At 65.9% G+C, this 17,024-nt stretch carries 15 protein-coding genes; 2 read left to right on the top strand and 13 right to left on the bottom strand.

Annotation, left to right across the window (positions count from 1 at the left end):
* Nucleotides 1-160 precede the first annotated feature (160 nt).
* Entirely contained in the window at nt 161-703 is a 543-nt protein-coding gene (locus G455_RS0117700; RefSeq protein ID WP_028094918.1) for a DUF2087 domain-containing protein, read from the top strand.
* Here G455_RS0117700 and selD read toward each other — a convergent pair.
* The 11 genes from selD to G455_RS0117645 form a co-directional block, all read right to left on the bottom strand.
* Nucleotides 700-2,859: a selenide, water dikinase SelD gene (gene selD / locus G455_RS0117695; RefSeq protein WP_028094917.1), complete on the bottom strand. Its 2,160-nt coding sequence runs from the start codon at nt 2,857-2,859 to the stop codon at nt 700-702. The genes G455_RS0117700 and selD overlap by 4 nt on opposite strands.
* A gap of 14 nt (nt 2,860-2,873) precedes the next feature.
* On the bottom strand, nt 2,874-3,263 hold the full coding sequence (locus tag G455_RS0117690) for a Na+/H+ antiporter subunit G (protein WP_028094916.1): 390 nt from the start codon (nt 3,261-3,263) through the stop codon (nt 2,874-2,876).
* 12 nt (nt 3,264-3,275) lie between these two features.
* Nucleotides 3,276-3,548, bottom strand: a complete 273-nt coding sequence (locus G455_RS0117685; protein WP_407636250.1) for a K+/H+ antiporter subunit F — start codon at nt 3,546-3,548, stop codon at nt 3,276-3,278.
* Nucleotides 3,545-4,042, bottom strand: coding sequence for a Na+/H+ antiporter subunit E (locus G455_RS0117680; RefSeq protein ID WP_028094914.1), 498 nt, complete (start codon nt 4,040-4,042; stop codon nt 3,545-3,547). Before G455_RS0117680 ends, G455_RS0117685 begins: the two co-directional genes overlap by 4 nt.
* A gap of 3 nt (nt 4,043-4,045) precedes the next feature.
* Entirely contained in the window at nt 4,046-5,596 is a 1,551-nt protein-coding gene (locus tag G455_RS0117675; RefSeq protein WP_028094913.1) for a monovalent cation/H+ antiporter subunit D, read from the bottom strand.
* A complete protein-coding gene (locus G455_RS0117670; protein WP_028094912.1) occupies nt 5,593-5,934 on the bottom strand; it encodes a Na+/H+ antiporter subunit C in 342 nt (113 codons plus the stop codon). Before G455_RS0117670 ends, G455_RS0117675 begins: the two co-directional genes overlap by 4 nt.
* A gap of 3 nt (nt 5,935-5,937) precedes the next feature.
* Complete coding sequence (locus G455_RS0117665) at nt 5,938-8,796, bottom strand: monovalent cation/H+ antiporter subunit A (protein WP_028094911.1); 2,859 nt, start codon at nt 8,794-8,796, stop codon at nt 5,938-5,940.
* Between the two features lie 464 nt (nt 8,797-9,260).
* Nucleotides 9,261-9,506, bottom strand: a complete 246-nt coding sequence (locus G455_RS0117660; RefSeq protein WP_028094910.1) for a MoaD/ThiS family protein — start codon at nt 9,504-9,506, stop codon at nt 9,261-9,263.
* A complete protein-coding gene (locus G455_RS0117655) occupies nt 9,499-11,745 on the bottom strand; it encodes a xanthine dehydrogenase family protein molybdopterin-binding subunit (protein WP_028094909.1) in 2,247 nt (748 codons plus the stop codon). Before G455_RS0117655 ends, G455_RS0117660 begins: the two co-directional genes overlap by 8 nt.
* Nucleotides 11,745-12,224 carry a (2Fe-2S)-binding protein gene (locus G455_RS0117650; RefSeq protein WP_028094908.1) on the bottom strand — a complete coding sequence of 160 codons (480 nt, stop codon included), beginning with the start codon at nt 12,222-12,224 and terminating at the stop codon, nt 11,745-11,747. The genes G455_RS0117655 and G455_RS0117650 overlap by 1 nt, the downstream gene beginning before the upstream one ends.
* On the bottom strand, nt 12,221-13,087 hold the full coding sequence (locus tag G455_RS0117645) for an FAD binding domain-containing protein (RefSeq protein ID WP_028094907.1): 867 nt from the start codon (nt 13,085-13,087) through the stop codon (nt 12,221-12,223). Before G455_RS0117645 ends, G455_RS0117650 begins: the two co-directional genes overlap by 4 nt.
* A gap of 209 nt (nt 13,088-13,296) precedes the next feature.
* Between G455_RS0117645 and glpD the strand changes: the two genes are divergently transcribed.
* A complete protein-coding gene (gene glpD / locus G455_RS0117640) occupies nt 13,297-14,844 on the top strand; it encodes a glycerol-3-phosphate dehydrogenase (RefSeq protein ID WP_028094906.1) in 1,548 nt (515 codons plus the stop codon).
* On the opposite strand, the gene G455_RS0117635 is transcribed toward glpD, so the two are convergent.
* Together G455_RS0117635 and G455_RS24530 are read right to left on the bottom strand one after the other, a co-directional pair.
* The gene (locus G455_RS0117635; RefSeq protein WP_028094905.1) at nt 14,834-15,526 is read right to left on the bottom strand and encodes a sirohydrochlorin chelatase; all 693 of its coding nucleotides are present in this window, start codon (nt 15,524-15,526) and stop codon (nt 14,834-14,836) included. The two genes, glpD and G455_RS0117635, sit on opposite strands and share 11 nt — an antisense overlap.
* A gap of 239 nt (nt 15,527-15,765) precedes the next feature.
* Nucleotides 15,766-16,707: an HNH endonuclease gene (locus tag G455_RS24530; protein ID WP_229861828.1), complete on the bottom strand. Its 942-nt coding sequence runs from the start codon at nt 16,705-16,707 to the stop codon at nt 15,766-15,768.
* Nucleotides 16,708-17,024: the final 317 nt, after the last annotated feature.

Here is a 17,024-nt window from a genome sequence, read left to right as displayed (position 1 = left end):
TAGGTTTCCTGCACGGTCGGCAGTTCACCGAGGCGTCGCTGGCCCCGAGAGGGGCAGCTAAACCTGCTCCTAGTCATCGACAGCATTCGACATCTCCGTCCAGTGCCGCGTCGTAAGTCAGCGACCACGACAGTCTCACGCGGCCCCTTGAGGACATGTCATGTCGAAACAGGTTTTCCCCCTGAATAGCCCCGATATCTCCGCCTTTGCCCGCGCGCTTGGCCGGCAGTTGCAGGCGCGCGAGGCTCCGCCGTCGCATCTGGAGGTGATGAATATGCTCGCCCGGGCGGCGGGCTATCGCAACTTCCAGCACCTGCGCGCCGCCCATGCGGCCGAGGCGCGGCTCGATACGCCTGCCTTGGTCGCCGTCGTCGATTTCCGGCTGGTAGAACGCGCGCTGACCCAGTTCGATGCCGCAGGCCGGCTGCTGCGCTGGCCGTCGCGGCGCCAGATCCAACAGCTTTGCCTCTGGGCGCTGTGGTCGCGGTTTCCGGCCGGCGTTTCGCTGCACGAGCGCGAGGTGAACGCGCGGCTCAGCGCGGAGCATGCATTCGGTGATGCGGCGCTTTTGCGGCGCGATCTCTGCGGGCTGGGCCTCTTCACCCGATCACGGGACGGTAGCGATTATCGCCGCCAGGAACTGTCACCTCCGCCTGAGGCGCGGGAGCTGATCCGCCGGCTGCGGTCGCGTGAGGCAGGTTAGATCAGGCTCAGCCTTGGGCCACCGGCGGTGAGGCTCCCGATCCGTGCCGCCGGATGCCCTGCCGCGCGCAGCGCCGCGATCAGCTCCTCGGCCTCTTCGGCGGCGACGGCGGCGAGGAGGCCCCCGGCGGTCTGCGGATCGAACAGAAGATCGCTGAGCGGATCGCTCGGCAATTCCGGCGCCAGTGCCCGGTTGTCGGGGAACAGGGTCGAGCGATAGCCCTGTCGCGACAGCTCCAGCGCGCCGGCCATCAGCGGCACGGTGGCAAGGTCGAGCTGCGCCGCCAGCCCTGAGGCTTCGCAGATGTTCAGCAGATGCCCGGCCAGGCCGAAGCCGGTGACATCGGTCATCGCATGCGCCCCGGCCAGAAGCCGCGCGGCATCGCCCTGCGGCCGGGTCATCTGGGCGAAGGCCGCAGCGATCCAGTCGCCGCGCGCGGCGCCCTGCATCTCGGCCGCCATCAGCACGCCGGTGCCGATCGGCTTGGTCAGGATCAGCGCATCGCCCGGCCGCGCCCCCGCCAATGTGATCGGATCGCGGTCGAGCAGCCCGGTCAGGGTGAAGCCCACGGTCAGCTCGGGTCCCATCGAGCTGTGACCGCCGACGATCTCCGCCCCCTCGGCGCGAAAGATCGCATCGGCGGCGCCCATGATCTCGGTCGCGGTCCGCTGCTGCAACGCCGTGGTCATCCGCGGCAGGATCAGCGTGACGGTCACCGCCTGCGGCTCTGCCCCCATCGCCCAGATATCGCCAAGCGCATGGACGGCGGCGATCCGGGTCATGGTGACCGGGTCTTCGATGAAGGCGCGCAGATGGTCGGTGGTGATCACCTGCCGCTGGCCGCCAAGCGTCAGCATCGCGGCATCGTCGCCGGGCAGTGGGGTCAGGTCCTGGCGCCCCCCCGCCGGCAAGCTTGCCAGCGCCATCCGCAGCGCGCCGCGTCCCAGCTTGGCGCCACATCCGCCGCACATCGGTTTGTCGGGCAGCTCATCGCTGCCGGCGGCGCGCAACTTGGGCGGGACAGGGGGGGGCATCATCGGCAGGTCGCGGAACCGGTCCATGAAGCGGCGGTCGATCCGATCCTTCCAACGCCAGATCAGCGGGCCCGAGAAGGGGAGCCTCCATTTCTCCCCCAGTGCCGATTGCTCGCCCAGCGAGATCAACTTGAGGTAATCGCGCTGCGGGTGATAGCGGCGCCGCCGCGCGTCCCCCATAAGGGCATTTTTCAAGTTCTCCAGCAGGATCGGCGCCTCGCGCACCGCATAGACACCAGCCTTGGGGCGCGGCGTCTCGATCAGATCGGCACAATCGCCGGCGGCGAAGACGGCAGGATCGCTGCTTTGCAGGCTGGGATCGACGGCGATGAAGCCGCGGGTTACCGCCAGCCCGGTCTCGGCGATCCATTCATAGGGGCGGGCGCCGGCAGCGCCGGTGATGAAATCGGCCGCGATCCGCTCCTCGCCCGCCAGCACCACGGCGCCCTGATCGACATAGGCGATCTCCACCCCTTCGCGGATCGTCACCCCATGGGCCGAAAGCGCCGCCCGTAGCCGCTTTTGCGCCGCATGCCCCAGCGCGGAGAGCGCGCGGGCGCGCTCGACAAGCGTCAGTTCGGCCGGCCGGCCTCGGCTGCGCAGCGCATGTGCCATGGCCAGGATCAGCTCCACGCCGGCGACGCCGCCACCGATCACCGCGACGCGGGCCGGGCCGTCGCCGGCAAGATAGCTGTCCCAACGATTGGCGAAGGGGCCGAGCGGTTTGGCCGGCACGGCGAAATCGGTGAACCCGGGCAGATCCGGCATCGAGGAGGTGATGCCGACATTGACCGAACAGACATCATAGCCGATCGGCGGCCGGCCCGGCACATGGATCAGCTTGGCCTGCGGGTCCAGTCCCCGACACTCCCCGAGCACCAGCCGGGCGCCGGCGAAGCGGGCCAGCCGGATCAGGTCGATATCCAGATCGTCGCGGCGGTAATGACCGGCGATAAAGCCCGGCAGCATGCCGGAATAGGGCGCGGTGGGGCCTGGGTTGATCAACGTCACCCGGGTGCCGGGCAGTGGCGCCATCCCCCACATCCGCAACAGCAGCGCATGGGCATGGCCGCCGCCGACCAGGACTAGATCCCGGGTCAGCGGCTGGGTGGTGCGGTCCATGGCAGGCCCGATGCTCAGTTGTGGGGCGGGAGGGGGGCGGGCTGTTCCTCGGGCCGGATGTCATGGGTGGCCCAGATGCGGTCCTCTCCCGCCGGAGGCAGGCTCTCGGGGGTCTCGTGGCGATGGATATGCGCCTTGGCAATGAAATTGGCGGTGATCGGCGCGGTCAGGAACAGAAACAGCGTGATCAGCAGCTCGTGCCAGGAAATCTGCCCCTCCGACACGATGGCGTGGATCATCGAGGCGATCAGCACGCCGCCGACCCCCAGGGTGGTGGCCTTGGTCGGCGCATGCAGTCGGGACATCGCATCGTTCAGCTTGATCAGCCCGAACGAGCCGACCAGCCCGAAGACCCCGCCCAGAACGACGGCGGCGGCGATGATATATTCGAAGATCGCTGACATCGGTCTGCCCCCTTATTCGATGATGTTGCCGCGCAGCATGAAGCGCGCGTAAGCGACGGTCGAGACAAAGCCCAGCATGGCGATGATCATCGCCGCCTCGAAGAAGATCTCGGTCCCGTTGGCCAGCCCGTAAAGGATCAGCAGAGCGATAGCGTTGATCACCATGGTATCCAGCGCCAGCACCCGGTCGCCGACGCCGGCGGCAGTGGCGATCTTCCAGAGGTTCATCAGCAGCGCCAGCGCGAAGCAGCCCGTGGCGAAATAGATGGCATAGCTCAGGATCATTCGAAAATCTCCATCAGGCGGCGTTCGTAACGGGTCTTGATCTCGTCACGCACGGCATCGGGGTCGGGCGCGTCGAGGCAATGGACCAGCAGGTAGTGCCCGCCGGCGGACAGATCGGCGCTGACGGTGCCGGGCGTCAGGGTGATGGTGCCGGCCAGCGCGGTGATCGCCTCTGGGCTCTTCAGTGCCAGCGGCACGGTGATCCACGCCGGTTTGCGCGCCGCGTTCGATTTGAACAGCACGATCTTGGCGACGGTGAAATTGGCCAAGATGATATCCCAGATCACGATCGCGATATAGACCACGATCTTGATCGGATGATGCAGGCGCGGGCGGTTCGGCCAGTAGGGGCGGGTGATGAAGGGGATCACCGTGCCCAGAAACAGGCCAAACAGCAGCGAATTGATGGAATATCGGTTGACCAGCAGAAGCCAGACCAGCGTCAGAAGGCCGGTCAGGATCGGGTGGGGAAAGATCCGGGCAAGCAATCTCATGGGTCAGGGCCTTTGCAGAACGGTTTCGATATAGGCGGTGGGGTCGAACAACTGCCCGGCGGTGGCTTCGGTATATTTCAGCACCGGGCCGGCCAGCACCGTCAAGGCCACCAGCCCCGCCAGCAGCGCGAAGACCGAGACGAAGGCCAGGCCGGGCACTGGCGCCGAGGCGAGCTCGGGGCTCACCGGCTTGGCGATATCGTCCTCTTCATCGTCTTCCGGTGGCTGGACGCTGCGGTCGTGCGATTTCCAGAACAGGATGCTGCCGGCGCGGGTCAGCCCGACGATGGTGATCAGCGAGGTGGTCAGCACCACGGCGAAGATCAGCCAGACCTCGGAGCTGGGCCAGGCCGCTGACAGTACCAGCAGCTTGCCGATGAAGCCCGACAGGGGCGGCATCCCGGCCATGGCGATGGCCCCGGCGAAATAGAGCGCAGAGATCAACCCGCTTTGCGGCATGGCGGGGCAGGGGATCAGCTTGCCGCCGCGCCGCTCCATCACCAGATCGGCCACCAGGAACAGCAGCGCTGCGGTCAGCGTCGAATGGATCGCGTAATAAAGCGCCGCCGCCGCCGATTGCGGAGTGAAGAGCGAGATGGCGATCAACAGGGTGCCCATCGAGGTGATGGCGCTGAAGGCCACCAACCGGCCCAGCTCCTTGGCGCCCAGGATGCCGATCGAGCCCACGGTCAGCGTCAGCAGCGCTGCCGGCAGCAGCCAGTCGCCGACCAGCCCCTGGGTCACCGCCACGTCGGGGCCGAAGACCAGCGTGTACATCCGAAGGATGGCATAGGCGCCGACCTTGGTCATGATGGCGAAAAGCGCCGCCACTGGCATCGGCGCGTTGGCATAGGAGGCCGGCAGCCAGAAGTGCAGGGGCAGCACCGCCGCCTTGATGGCGAAAACCAGAAGCAGCAGCACCGCGGCCACCCGGATCAGCGCGGTATCCTCGACCGGCAGGGCGGCGACGCGTACCGCCAGATCGGCCATGTTCAGCGTACCGGTGACCGAATAGATCGCCCCGAGCGCGATCAGGAACAGGCTGGAGCCCAGCAGGTTGTAGACAACATATTGCACCCCCGCCCGTAGCCGCTTGGAGCCTCCACCATGGATCATCAGCCCGTAGGAGGCGATCAGCAGCACTTCGAAGAAGACGAAGAGGTTGAAGGCGTCGCCGGTCAGGAAGGCGCCGAGAATACCCATGAGCTGGAACTGGAACAGCGCATGGAAGTGCCGGCCCCGGGTATCCCAGCCCGAGCCAATGGCATAAAGCAGCACCGGCAGCGCCAGCAGCGTGGTCAGCATCACCATCATCGCAGACAGCCGGTCCAGCACCAGCACGATGCCGAAGGGGGCCGGCCAGTCGCCCAGCTCATAGACCTGGATCGAGCCGTCCATGCTGTGCCACAGCAGGGTGAAGGCGATAAGGTTCAACAGCACCACGGAGGCGACCGAGAACACCCGTTGCAGATCGCTGTGAAAGCGGATCGCCATCAGGATGAAGGGGCCCACAACCGCCGGCAGGACGATGGGCGCGATGATCAGGTTGTTCATGCGTCCTCTCCCTTGTCGTCGGACATGTCGATGCGGTCGTCACGCGCGGCCAGATAGGCGCTCAGCGCCATCATCAGCACCACGGCGGTCATCCCGAAGGAAATCACGATGGCGGTCAGCACCAGCGCCTGCGGGATCGGGTCGGTATAGCCGGTGGCGTGTTCGCTCAGGATCGGCGGCTGGTTCAGCGCCAGCCGGCCGGTGGCGAACAGGAACAGGTTCACCGCATAGGAGAGGATCGACAGCCCGAGGATCACCGGAAAGGTGCGCTGTCGCAGGATCAGATAGATGCCGCCGGCGGTCAGGATGCCGACCGCGCTGGCCAGAAGGATCTCCATCGCTCAGTGCCCCTCGTTCTCGTTGGTGTCGTCGTCTTCGCGTTCGGGGTTGATATCCATCGGGTGTGTGCTGGCGATGCCGGGCTGCCAGGCAAAGCGTGACAGGCTTTGCAGCGCCAAAAGCACCGCACCCCAGACCGCCAGGAAGACGCCCAGATCGAAGAGCGCAGCGGTGGCCACCTCGAATTTCTCGAGATAGGGCAGATGAATATAGCCGTAATCGCTGGTCAGGAACGGCTTGCCGTTGAACCAGGCGCCCATGCCGGTGGCGGCGGCGACCAGAACGCCCATGCCGATGATGCCGTGATAGGGCAGCCTTTGACGTTCCGCCGCCCAGCCGAAGCCCGAGGCCATATATTGCATGATCACGGCGATGGCTGCGACCAGGCCAGCGACAAAGCCGCCGCCGGGCATGTTGTGGCCACGGAAGAAGATATAGGCGGCGACCATGAAGGCGATCGGCATCATCACCCTTGTGGCGACCACCATCATCAGCGGGTGGGCATCGCCCGCCAGCGGTTTCCATGGCTTGCGGTTCAGCAGGCGCGCGCGCACCCGGCTGCCCAGCGTCGCCTCGGTGATGGCGAAGATGATGATGGCGGCGATCCCCAACACGGTGATCTCGCCGAAGGTGTCAAAGCCACGGAAGTCCACCAGGGTGACGTTGACGACATTATGACCGCCGCCGCCCTTGTAGGAATTGGCCAGATGATATTCCGAGATCGACGGCATGGCGAAATCGCGGGTCATCATCGCATAGATCAGCCCACCCATGCCAAGCCCGGCAACCACCGAGATCGCGATGTCGCGGGTCCGCCGCATCGGGCTGCTTTCCTTCGGCGTGTCTTGGGGCAGGAAGTTCAGTGCCAGGAGCAGCAGGATGATCGTCACCACCTCGACCGAAATCTGGGTCAGCGCCAGGTCGGGGGCGGAGAGATAGCTGAAGGTCAGTGACACCATCAGCCCGGAGACCCCGATCAGCACCAGCGACAGCAGGCGGTTGCGGTGGAAGGCCACCACGCAGAGTGCCGAGCCGACCAGGCAGAACCAGCCCAGCAGCGGCATCGGGGTGATCGGCAGGGTGGCATGGGTCTGCGGCCCCAGCACACCGCTGTCGAAGGCGTACCAGCCGATGGCCAGGGTGAAGACCAGGAAGATCGCGGCATAGCGGGTCAGCGATCCGTTGTGCAGGCCCTGGGTGATCCCCCGCGCCAGCGTGGTCACGGCGCCGATGATGGCGTCAAAGATCGCCTTGGCCTCGGGACGGGGCAGGTTGTTCCAGACGGCGCGGGCGCCGCGATAGGCCAGCAACAGCAGGATGCCGCCCAGCACCGCCGCGATCGACATGTAAAGCGCCGGCGTCAGCCCATGCCAGAGCGCCGGGTGGAAATGCACCTCGTGTCCGGTGACGGCTGTGGCGGCGGCGGTGACGATCGGCGTCGCGAAGACATTCGGGAACAGCCCGATCAGCACCACCAGCGCCACCAGGATCGCCGGCGGCAGCCACAGGCCCGGGCCCGGATCATGCGGGTGGCTGGGGTAATCGTGGCGCTTCTTGCCCAGGAAGACATGGGCGATATAGCGCAGCGAATAAGCGACCGAGAAGAGAGCGCCGAAGACCGCCAGCGCCGGCACCAGCCAGGCCACTCCGGCCCAGTCGGTATGGGCCGCGGCCTCAAGCATCATTTCCTTCGACAGGAAGCCGTTGAAGGGCGGGATGCCGGCCATCGACAGCGCCGCGATACCCGCCAAGGTGAAGGTCAGCGGCATCAGGTGACGCAGCCCGCCCAAGAGCTTGATGTCGCGGGTATGGGTCTCGTGGTCGATGATGCCCGCGTTCATGAACAGCGAGGCCTTGAAGGTCGCGTGGTTGATGATGTGGAAGACGGCGGCGACGGCAGCGGCCTCGGTGCCGAAGCCCAGCAGCATGGTGATCAGACCCAGGTGGCTGACGGTCGAGAAGGCCAGAAGTGACTTCAGATCGTCCTTGAACAGCGCGATCACCGCGCCCAGCACCATGGTGATCAGCCCGACCGAGCCGACCAGGTAGAACCAAAGATCGGTGCCCGACAGCACCGGCCACATCCGCGCCATCAGGAACAGCCCCGCCTTTACCATGGTGGCCGAATGCAGATAGGCCGACACCGGGGTGGGGGCGGCCATGGCGTGCGGCAGCCAGAAGTGGAAGGGGAATTGCGCCGATTTGGCGAAACAGCCCAGCAGGATCAGGATCAGCGCCGGGGCATAGAGCGGCGAGGCCTGGATCAGATCCTTGTGCTGGAGAATGACGCTCAGGTCATAGCTGCCGGCTATATGGCCCAGGATCAGCATGCCCCCGATCATCGACAACCCGCCGGCGCCGGTCACCGTCAGCGCCATCCGCGCGCCCTGCCGTCCCTCGGGCAGGTGTTTCCAGAACCCGATCAGCAGGAAGGACGACAGTGATGTCAGCTCCCAGAAAATCAGCAAAAGCAGGATGTTGTCGCATAGAACGATACCCACCATCGCGCCCTGGAACAGCAGCAGATAGCTGTAGAACTGCCCCATGGGGTCTTCGCGGCTGAGATAGAAGCGCGCGTAGGCGATGATCAGCAGGCCGATCCCCAGGATCAGCGTGGCGAACAGCAACCCCAGACCATCAAGCTGGAAATTGGCATTCAGCCCGAGGTCGGGCAGCCAGTCGAGCCGGGCGGTGACGACCTCACCCCGCAGCACGGCGGGGGCGTTGACCAGAAGGCCGATCAGCGCCAGCAGGGTGACGCCCCCGGTCGAGAGCGAGGCGGCATTGCGCCCGGCGCGGATCAGAAGGGCTGGGAACACGGCGCCGAGAAAGGGCAGGGCCGCGATCAGAAAGAGGGACAAGTCGGTTCTCCAACGTAGCGGGCGACAGCGGGTTTCATCTTGCCTAAGCAATTTCGTGACACTGTCCAGACCCGGCAGAGGCAGGACAGCACAGTTTCACAGGGCGATCACGAATTTTTCAGAACATGGTGCCGACTCGGGCAGGGACAAGGACCGAGGCGGCGGGACAGGGCTGAAGATCATGCCGGAACGCGGCGTCTTTGGCGCGTGGTGCGTCTGAGTGCCGATCTGTCATCCGGCCGTCTCCTCCTGTCGGGTGTCTTGGTCTTGCCGGGGAAATAGCGCGAACGCCCCGGGATGTCACCCGAAAGCGGCAGAAAACCGCAGGACAAGGGGACGCAGCGGGGCGGTTTTGCTGTGGGGTGGGGCACCTCGCGATGGCGGCGAGCCGACGGAGCGGGAGGCGCGGTGGTGAATTGGCCCATTCTGAGCGGGAAGGGCCCGCCCTTCGCCGGATGCCTGATCTATCCACCTTTCAGTCGCGCCATCAGCACGACCTCGCTATCCTCCCCGACCGGTTCGGTCAGGGAGGAGGCGATCATCTTGCCATCGACGGCGACCGAGACGCCGGCATCGAGGGTCGGCCCCAGTGCGGGGTAATCGCGGCGGAGCGCGGTCAGGATCTGGCCGACGGTGCGCCCCTCGACCGCGACGCTGTCGCGCCCTTCGACCAGGGGGCGCAGCCCGGACCAGAGCCGGACCTCAACCATTCTTGCTCTCCAGCGCCTCCAGCACGCGGGCGGGGCGCATCGGCAATTGTCGCATCCGCACGCCCACGGCATTCGACACTGCATTGGCAATGGCTGCCAGCGGCGGGCAGATCGAGGTTTCGCCGACGCCCCTCACGCCGAAGGGGTGGCCGGGGTTCGGCACCTCGACGATCACCGTGTCGATGAAGGGCAGGTCGGAGGCCACGGGAATACGATAGTCGAGGAAGCCGGCATTCTGCAGTCGCCCGTCCTCGCCATAGATATATTCCTCGTTCAGCGCCCAGCCGATGCCCTGGGCGGCGCCGCCCTGGAACTGGCCTTCGACATAGGTGGGGTGGATCGCCTTGCCGGCGTCTTGCACCACGGTATAGCGCACCACCTTGGTCGCACCGGTTTCGGGATCGACCTCGGCATCGACGATATGGGTGGCGAAGCTGACGCCGGCGCCTTCCGGGGTCGCTTCGAAATGGCCGTTGATCGGGCCGCCGGTGGCGCCCATGTCGGCGGTCAGCTCGGTGATATGCAGGGGCTCGTGATCGCCGGCATTGGGGCCTGAGGGTTTGGCATAGCCATCTTCCCAATAGACCGCCTCTGCCGGGATATCCCATTTCGCCGCCGCGCGGCGGCACAGTTCCTCAACCGCCGCCTCGGCCGCCTTGATGGTAGCGAGACCGGAGGCATAGGTCACCCGGCTGCCATGGCTGATCTCGTTATAGCCCAGCGAAGACGTATCCGCGATGGTGCAGCGGATGTTCTCGTAGGGAATGCCCAGCACCTCGGCCGCCATCAGCGCCATCGACGCGCGCGAGCCGCCGATATCCGGCGTCCCCACCATGATCTGGGCCGAGCCGTCCTCGGACATCGCCAGCGAGACCGAGGTTTCGCCGCCATGGTTGAACCAGAAGCCACAGGAAATCCCGCGCCCCTGGCCCGGTTTCAGGGGCGCCGCGTAATGCGGGTGGGCCTTGGCCGCCTCAAGCGTTTCCACTAGGCCGATGCGCGGCCAGGTGATGCCGAAATTCGCCGTCGTGCCTTCGTGCGAGGCATTCTTGAGCCGCACCTCGATCGGGTCGAGGCCAAGCTGATTGCACAGCTCGTCCATCACCGATTCCACCGCGAAGGCCGCCATCGGGGACCCCGGCGCGCGATAGGCGGCCTGTTTCGGGCGGTTGGTGATCACGTCATAGCCGACCTGATGCACGTTCTTCAGATTGTAGGGCGCGAAGGCGCACATCGCCGTCATGTCGCAAGGCGCCCCCGGAAAGGCGCCGCCCTGCAGCCGGAAGATGCCTTGCGCCGCGGTGATGGTGCCGTCCTTCTTCATCCCGATCTTGACGTTCATCGAGGTGGAGGAGGTCGGGCCGGAGGCGCGGAACACTTCCGACCGGGTCATCACCAGCTTGACCGGGCGGTTGGCCTTGCGGCTCAGCGCCAGCGCCACCGGCTCGATGAACACGGTTGTTTTGCCGCCGAAGCCACCGCCGATTTCCGAGGCGGTGACGCGCAACTGGCTGGTTTCCAGCCCCAGCAGCGCGGCGCAGACCTTCTGCACGTTCCAGTGCCCCTGGGTGCAGCACCAAAGCTCCCCCTTGCCGTCGCCGCCCAAGGTGCCAAGGCAGGCATGCGGTTCGATATAGCCCTGATGGGTCGCCTCGGTGGTGAAATGCTCTTCGATCACCAGATCGGCCTCGGCAAAGCCGGCCTCGACATCGCCATGACCGCTTTCGTAATAACGCACGACGTTGGGATGCAGCCCCTCGGGGACGGAGGCATCCGCCGCGCCGGCACGGATCACCGGGGCATCGGGCTCTATCGCCTTGTCGACATCGGTGACATGCGGCAGGATCTGATATTCGACCTCGATCGCCTTGATCGCATCCTTGGCGATCAGCGCCGAGGTGGCGGCGACGGCAGCCACCGCGTGCCCGTCATAGAGCGCGGTGTCGCCGGCCATGACGTTTTCCAGGATGTTCCAATCCTCGCCCGTCAGCCCCTCGGCGAAATCGGCGCGGGTGACCACGGCCTTGACGCCCTCCATCGCCAGCGCCTTGCTGGCGTCGATCTTGACGATCTTCGCATGGGCATGCGGGCTGCGCTTGATCGCGGCGAACAGCATCCCGGGGGCGGTGGCATCGGCGCCGAACTTGGCGCGGCCGGTCACCTTGTCGAGCCCGTCGGGCCGGTTGGGCCGGGTTCCGACATATTTGAAACCTGTGGTTTTCGAGCTGTCCAGCGCCATTACGAGGCCTCCCGCATCTCGGCCGCGGTATCCATCACGGCGCGAATGATCTTGTCATAGCCGGTGCAGCGGCACAGGTTGCCGGCCAGCCAGTAACGTACTTCCGTCTCGGTCGGGGCGGGGTTCTTTTCCAGCAGCGATTTCGCCGCGATCAGAATGCCCGGGGTGCAGATGCCGCATTGCAGGGCGGCATATTCGATGAATTTCTTCTGCAGGGGATGCAGGGTCTCGCCCTGGGCGATGCCTTCGACGGTGCCGATCTCCTTGCCCTCGGCCTCGACCCCCAGCATCAGGCAGGAACAGACCAGCCGGCCGTCGACGGTGACCGAACAGGCGCCGCAATCGCCGGTGCCGCAGCCTTCCTTGGCGCCGGTCAGCCCCAGCCGGTCACGCAGCACGTCCAGCAGGGTTTCGCGCGGATCGCAGAGGAATTCGACCTCATCGCCATTCACTTTCGTGGTTACATGGGTCTTGCTCATGCCTTGGCTCCTTTGGCGCGGTCATAGGCGATCTGGGCCACCCGCCGGGCGAGGACGCCCGCCACATGGGTGCGGAATTTCACGGTGCCGCGTTTGTCGTCGATCGGATTGCAATTGGCCTCGGCCAGCGCCGCCAGCGCCGCCAAGGCGTCGTCGTCCAGCGTCTTGCCGACCAGTACCTCGGTCACCGCCGGGATCAGCAGGGCGGTGGGGGCCACCGCGCCAAGCGCCATGCGGGCCGAGGTGATCTGATCGCCCTCGACCGTCAGGTTCAGGGCGCATCCGACCACGGCGATATCCATCTCGGTCCGCGGGATGAAGCGCTGATAGGCGTCGCCGCCGTTCTGCCCGCGTGGCGGCAGGGTCAGGGCGGTGGCGATCTCGCCCTTCTTGAGGGTGGTCTTGCCGGGGCCGGCGGGAACCTCTTCGGCCGGGATATCGCGAGAGCCGTCGGGACCGATGACGTTGAGCACCGCACCGGCGGCGATCATCGCGGGGACGGAATCGGCCGCCGGAGAGGCATTGCACAGATTGCCGATGGGGGTGGCGCGCCCCTGCACCTGGGTGGAGCCGATCAGATCCATCGCCTCGACCACGCCGGGCCAGTCCCTGCCCAATTCGGGATGTTCGCTCATTTCGGCGCCGGTGACGGCAACGCCGATCCGCCAGCCGCCTTCTGCGGTCCGGGCGATCTCATGGGTGCCGGGGATCGCCTTGATGTCGATCAGCGTGTCCGGGGTGACGATGTCCGCCCGCATCTGGACCAGGACATCGGTCCCTCCGGCAAGGATGCGGGTGATCCCCTCGGCCCCGGCGGCAAGCGCCACGGCCTCTGCAAAACTGGCGGGTTTGTAATAGTGCATGGGCATTCCTTGCGACTGGCTGGGATTGTCCCCCCGGGACGCGGGCCTAGGCCCGGCGGAGCGTTGTGCAAACTCTAGCGCCTGATCGGCCCGTGGCAAGCTTCCGCTGAAATTTGATCAAACTGTTACACGGGAATTTTAAGCGAGCGGGTGACTTTTGATCTTCGTCGCGCTAACCGCGGAGGCGAAACAAGGACGGGCGGGGTGACATGCGCGATCTTTTCATCATCGGCGGCGGCATCAACGGCTGCGGAATCGCACGTGACGCCGCTGGCCGGGGCTTGAGCGTGACACTGGCCGAACAGGGCGATCTTGCCGGCGCCACCTCCTCCGCCTCGACCAAGTTATTTCATGGCGGGCTGCGGTATCTCGAATATTTCGAATTCCGCCTGGTGCGCGAGGCGCTGATCGAACGCGAGGTTCTGCTGAAGGCGATGCCGCATATCAGCTGGCCGATGCGCTTCGTGCTGCCCTACGAGCGCGCCATGCGGTTCGACACTGCAACACCGGCCTCCAAGGTTCTCGGAGCGGTGATGCCCTGGATGAAGGGGCGCCGGCCGGCCTGGATGATCCGGCTTGGTCTCTTTCTGTACGATCACCTGGGCGGGCGGCAGATCCTGCCAGCGACCCGCACGCTCGACCTGCGCCAGGACCCCGCTGGCGCACCGCTGAAGGAGCGGTTCGCGCAGGCCTATGAATATTCCGACTGCTGGGTACAGGACGCGCGTCTGGTGGTGCTGAACGCCCGTGATGCCGCCGCCCGCGGGGCCGAAATCCTGACCCGCACCAAGGTGATCGCCGCGCGCCGCGAGACGGATCATTGGGCGATCACCCTGCGCCACGCCGATGGAACCGAGACGGTGGTCGAAGCGAAGATGCTGATCAACGCCGCCGGCCCCTGGGTGGGCGAGGTGCTGCATGGCATGCTTCACAGTTCCGCCCCCGACGGCGTGCGGCTGGTGCGCGGCAGCCATATCGTGACGCCGCGGCTTTACGATCATGACAAATGCTATTTCTTCCAGGGGCATGACGGGCGGATCATCTTCGCGATCCCCTATGAGGATGACTTCACCCTGATCGGCACCACCGACGCCGATCACCCGGGCCCGGACACGCCGCCGACCTGTACCGAGCCAGAGCGTGATTACCTGCTGGCCTTCGCCAATGAGTATTTCAAACGGCAACTGGCGCCGGAGGATGTGGTCTGGACCTATTCCGGGGTCCGCCCGCTCTATGACGACGGCGCCAAATCGGCGACGGCAGCGACGCGGGATTACGTGCTGGTACTCGACCGCGACGGCGCACCGGTGTTGAACGTCTTCGGCGGCAAGATCACCACCTATCGCCGGCTGGCGGAAGCGGCCCTGGCCAAGATCGGTCAGGCGATCGAGGTGGCCAAGGGCAACTGGACCGCCGGCGAGGCGCTGCCCGGTGGCGATTTCCCGGTTGCGGGCGTGGCGGATCAGATCGAACGGCTGCAGGCAGATTATCCTTTCCTGACGCAGCCCTGGGCGCGGCGGCTCATCCGCACCTATGGGACCGAGGCGCGGGCGCTTCTGGGCAAGGCCAGGACCGCCGCTGATCTGGGCCGTGATTTCGGCGCCACGCTGAGCCAGGCGGAACTCGATTGGGCCGTGGCTAATGAATGGGTGCGCGGGGCGGAGGATATGGTCTGGCGCCGCACCAAGCTGGGCCTCAGGCTGAGCGCATCACAGGTGGCCGAGATCGAGGCCTATATTCGCGCCACTAGCCGCTGATCGCAGCGGCGATCAACGCCGGCACCCCGGGATGCTGGCCCAGCGGTGGCAGCAGCGCCCCGGGAAAACCGGCTTGATCCAGCGCTTCGGGCACATCCTGGCGATAATGGCCGCCCTCGGCGGCAAAGACCGGAAGGCAAAGCGTTTGCTCCGGCAGGTCGCGGGCCGATTGGACGAGGTAAGGCGCCTCCTCGACAAAGCCATAGACCGGAGAGCGCCCGGGCCAGAGCGCGGCAAGGGCCGCGCCGAAATCCCGTGCCGCCGCCGCCGCGCGGGGGCCGCGGGCAGACCCGTGGGCGGCGATCAGCAGCGCGGTTTCCGCGGGCTCCCAACCGCGCACGGCGCATTCCTGCATCAGATGCTCCGCCGCCAGATCGACCAGCGCGGAATCACGGCCCAAAGGCGGCAACACCCGGGCCGGATGTCCGTTCAGCCGTTTCGGCAGTGCCTGCCGAACGAACCAGCCATCGGCCATGAAAAATGGATAGATCACCCCGTCGGTCCCCAGCCGCTCCAGTGCCGCCTCCAATGCGCCGGCGGCAGCCAGCGTGGCAGAGCCGATGCGCTGCGCGGGCAGCAGGCGCGCGACCTCGGTCGCCAGCCTTGCCAGCGCCACTTCCGCCGGTGCGGGGGCAGAGGGCTGGCCATGGGCCACGATCAGCGCATCGAGACAGTCCGGCATGGAAACCTCCTCTTTCATATGTGGCGCGCTCCGGCCGCCCCGCCAAGGGCAGAGGGGAAAAAATGCAGCATCATGATTTCGCCCTTCTTCTCGGTTCAAATACGGCGGGGGAGGCGCCCTATATGGGCGTCGGGGGGGGAGCCCCCCCCTTTTCCGGACAGCCGTCCTGTCTGTGCAACAAGACAGGTCCGGCGGCGTGGCTGGCCCTCCTGTCCCCAGATAACCTATCCCCGGGCACTCTATCCCCAGCTGATCGGCTCGTCCGTCACCACCTGGCCAAAGACGTTCTCGCGATGCCATTTCAGGTTTGCGGGGCTGGGCCAGTTCTTCCGATCAGAGGGCTTCCACAGCTTGCCGTCGGGCCGCAGCAGGCGGGCCACGACGTCTCCCGGCACCTTGTTGCGAGAGACCAGGATGGTCTCGCAATCCTCGGCGACAGAGATCAGGCCGCGGTCGAACATCCAGTGCAGCGTTCCGGACAGCGCCAGACCATTGCGGATGGCGTCGCTGCCCTGCCGCTCCACGGGGCGAATATGCGCGGCCTGCACTTCGGGGCGGCCGCCACCGTTGCGGAGCTGAAGGCCGGACATGGCGCAGCGGTAGTCATAGGCCTCGCGGACCTTCCTGCGAAAGGCGACGTCCCGATAGGGACGACGTGTGAGCCGTTCCAGGATCGGCCTCTGAAAGGGGGTATTCTGCTCTGCAAGATCGTCGGGAACGGGATTGTAGCGCGTTGCCTCGCGGCGCTCGAGATCCTGAGGCAAGCCAAGATCAACAATTCGCGCGAAGTCGGCCTCGGGAAGCCGCCGCACGGCAAGCTGAACGGCGCCACCCTTCTTCGGCGACCCGTCCGGTTCTGTCAAAGAGGCCTCCAGCGGGCGTCCCTCGACGAGACGCGGAACCTCGGCATCGAAGGGCAGGTAACTGCCCGGCTCGATGAGGGCGAGATACCGCCCCTCCACGCCCGGTTTGGGAATGATCCGCTGGATTTTCGCGACGGCAAAATATCCACGCGCCCCTGCCTTGACCGGTTCGTAATAGACGATCCAATCGCCCTCGGCCTCCCGAACGGCTTTCAGATAGGCCCGGGGAAAATCATAGACGACATCCGGCTCGTCCTCGTAGATCGAGTCGGCCTTGTGCAGGAGAACCAGCTTTACCATGCCATCAGAAAAACCCATGGCTCTGGGAGTGCAAGCCCTTTGATCTAAAAGTTTTTGCTGCCTTGGTCTGTCCTCCCGGGGGCTGGCCACGATGGCGCGGGCTTCGAGCTGCGGGACATCGACGCCGACCTGGTCCTCGGCACCATCTTCGAGGTCGGCTCAGTTGAGGCCTTCCAGCCGCTGCCTGTCTTTGTCCGGCGTGCGGGGATTGAAATTGGTCATCTACAGGGCGTTTTCCCCTGTCGTCGTGCCTCGGTCGGTTGGGGCGTGGTTCCTCCGCCAAGTGACCGTTGTCGCGTGATTGGGAGGCCTGTCCGGAGCTGGCCTGTCGATGC

The sequence above is a fragment of the Pseudodonghicola xiamenensis DSM 18339 genome (assembly GCF_000429365.1).
GTDB classification, from domain to species: Bacteria; Pseudomonadota; Alphaproteobacteria; order Rhodobacterales; family Rhodobacteraceae; genus Pseudodonghicola; species Pseudodonghicola xiamenensis.
Note: the sequence above shows the minus strand (reverse complement) of the source record. Positions and strands in the feature narration are given on the sequence as shown.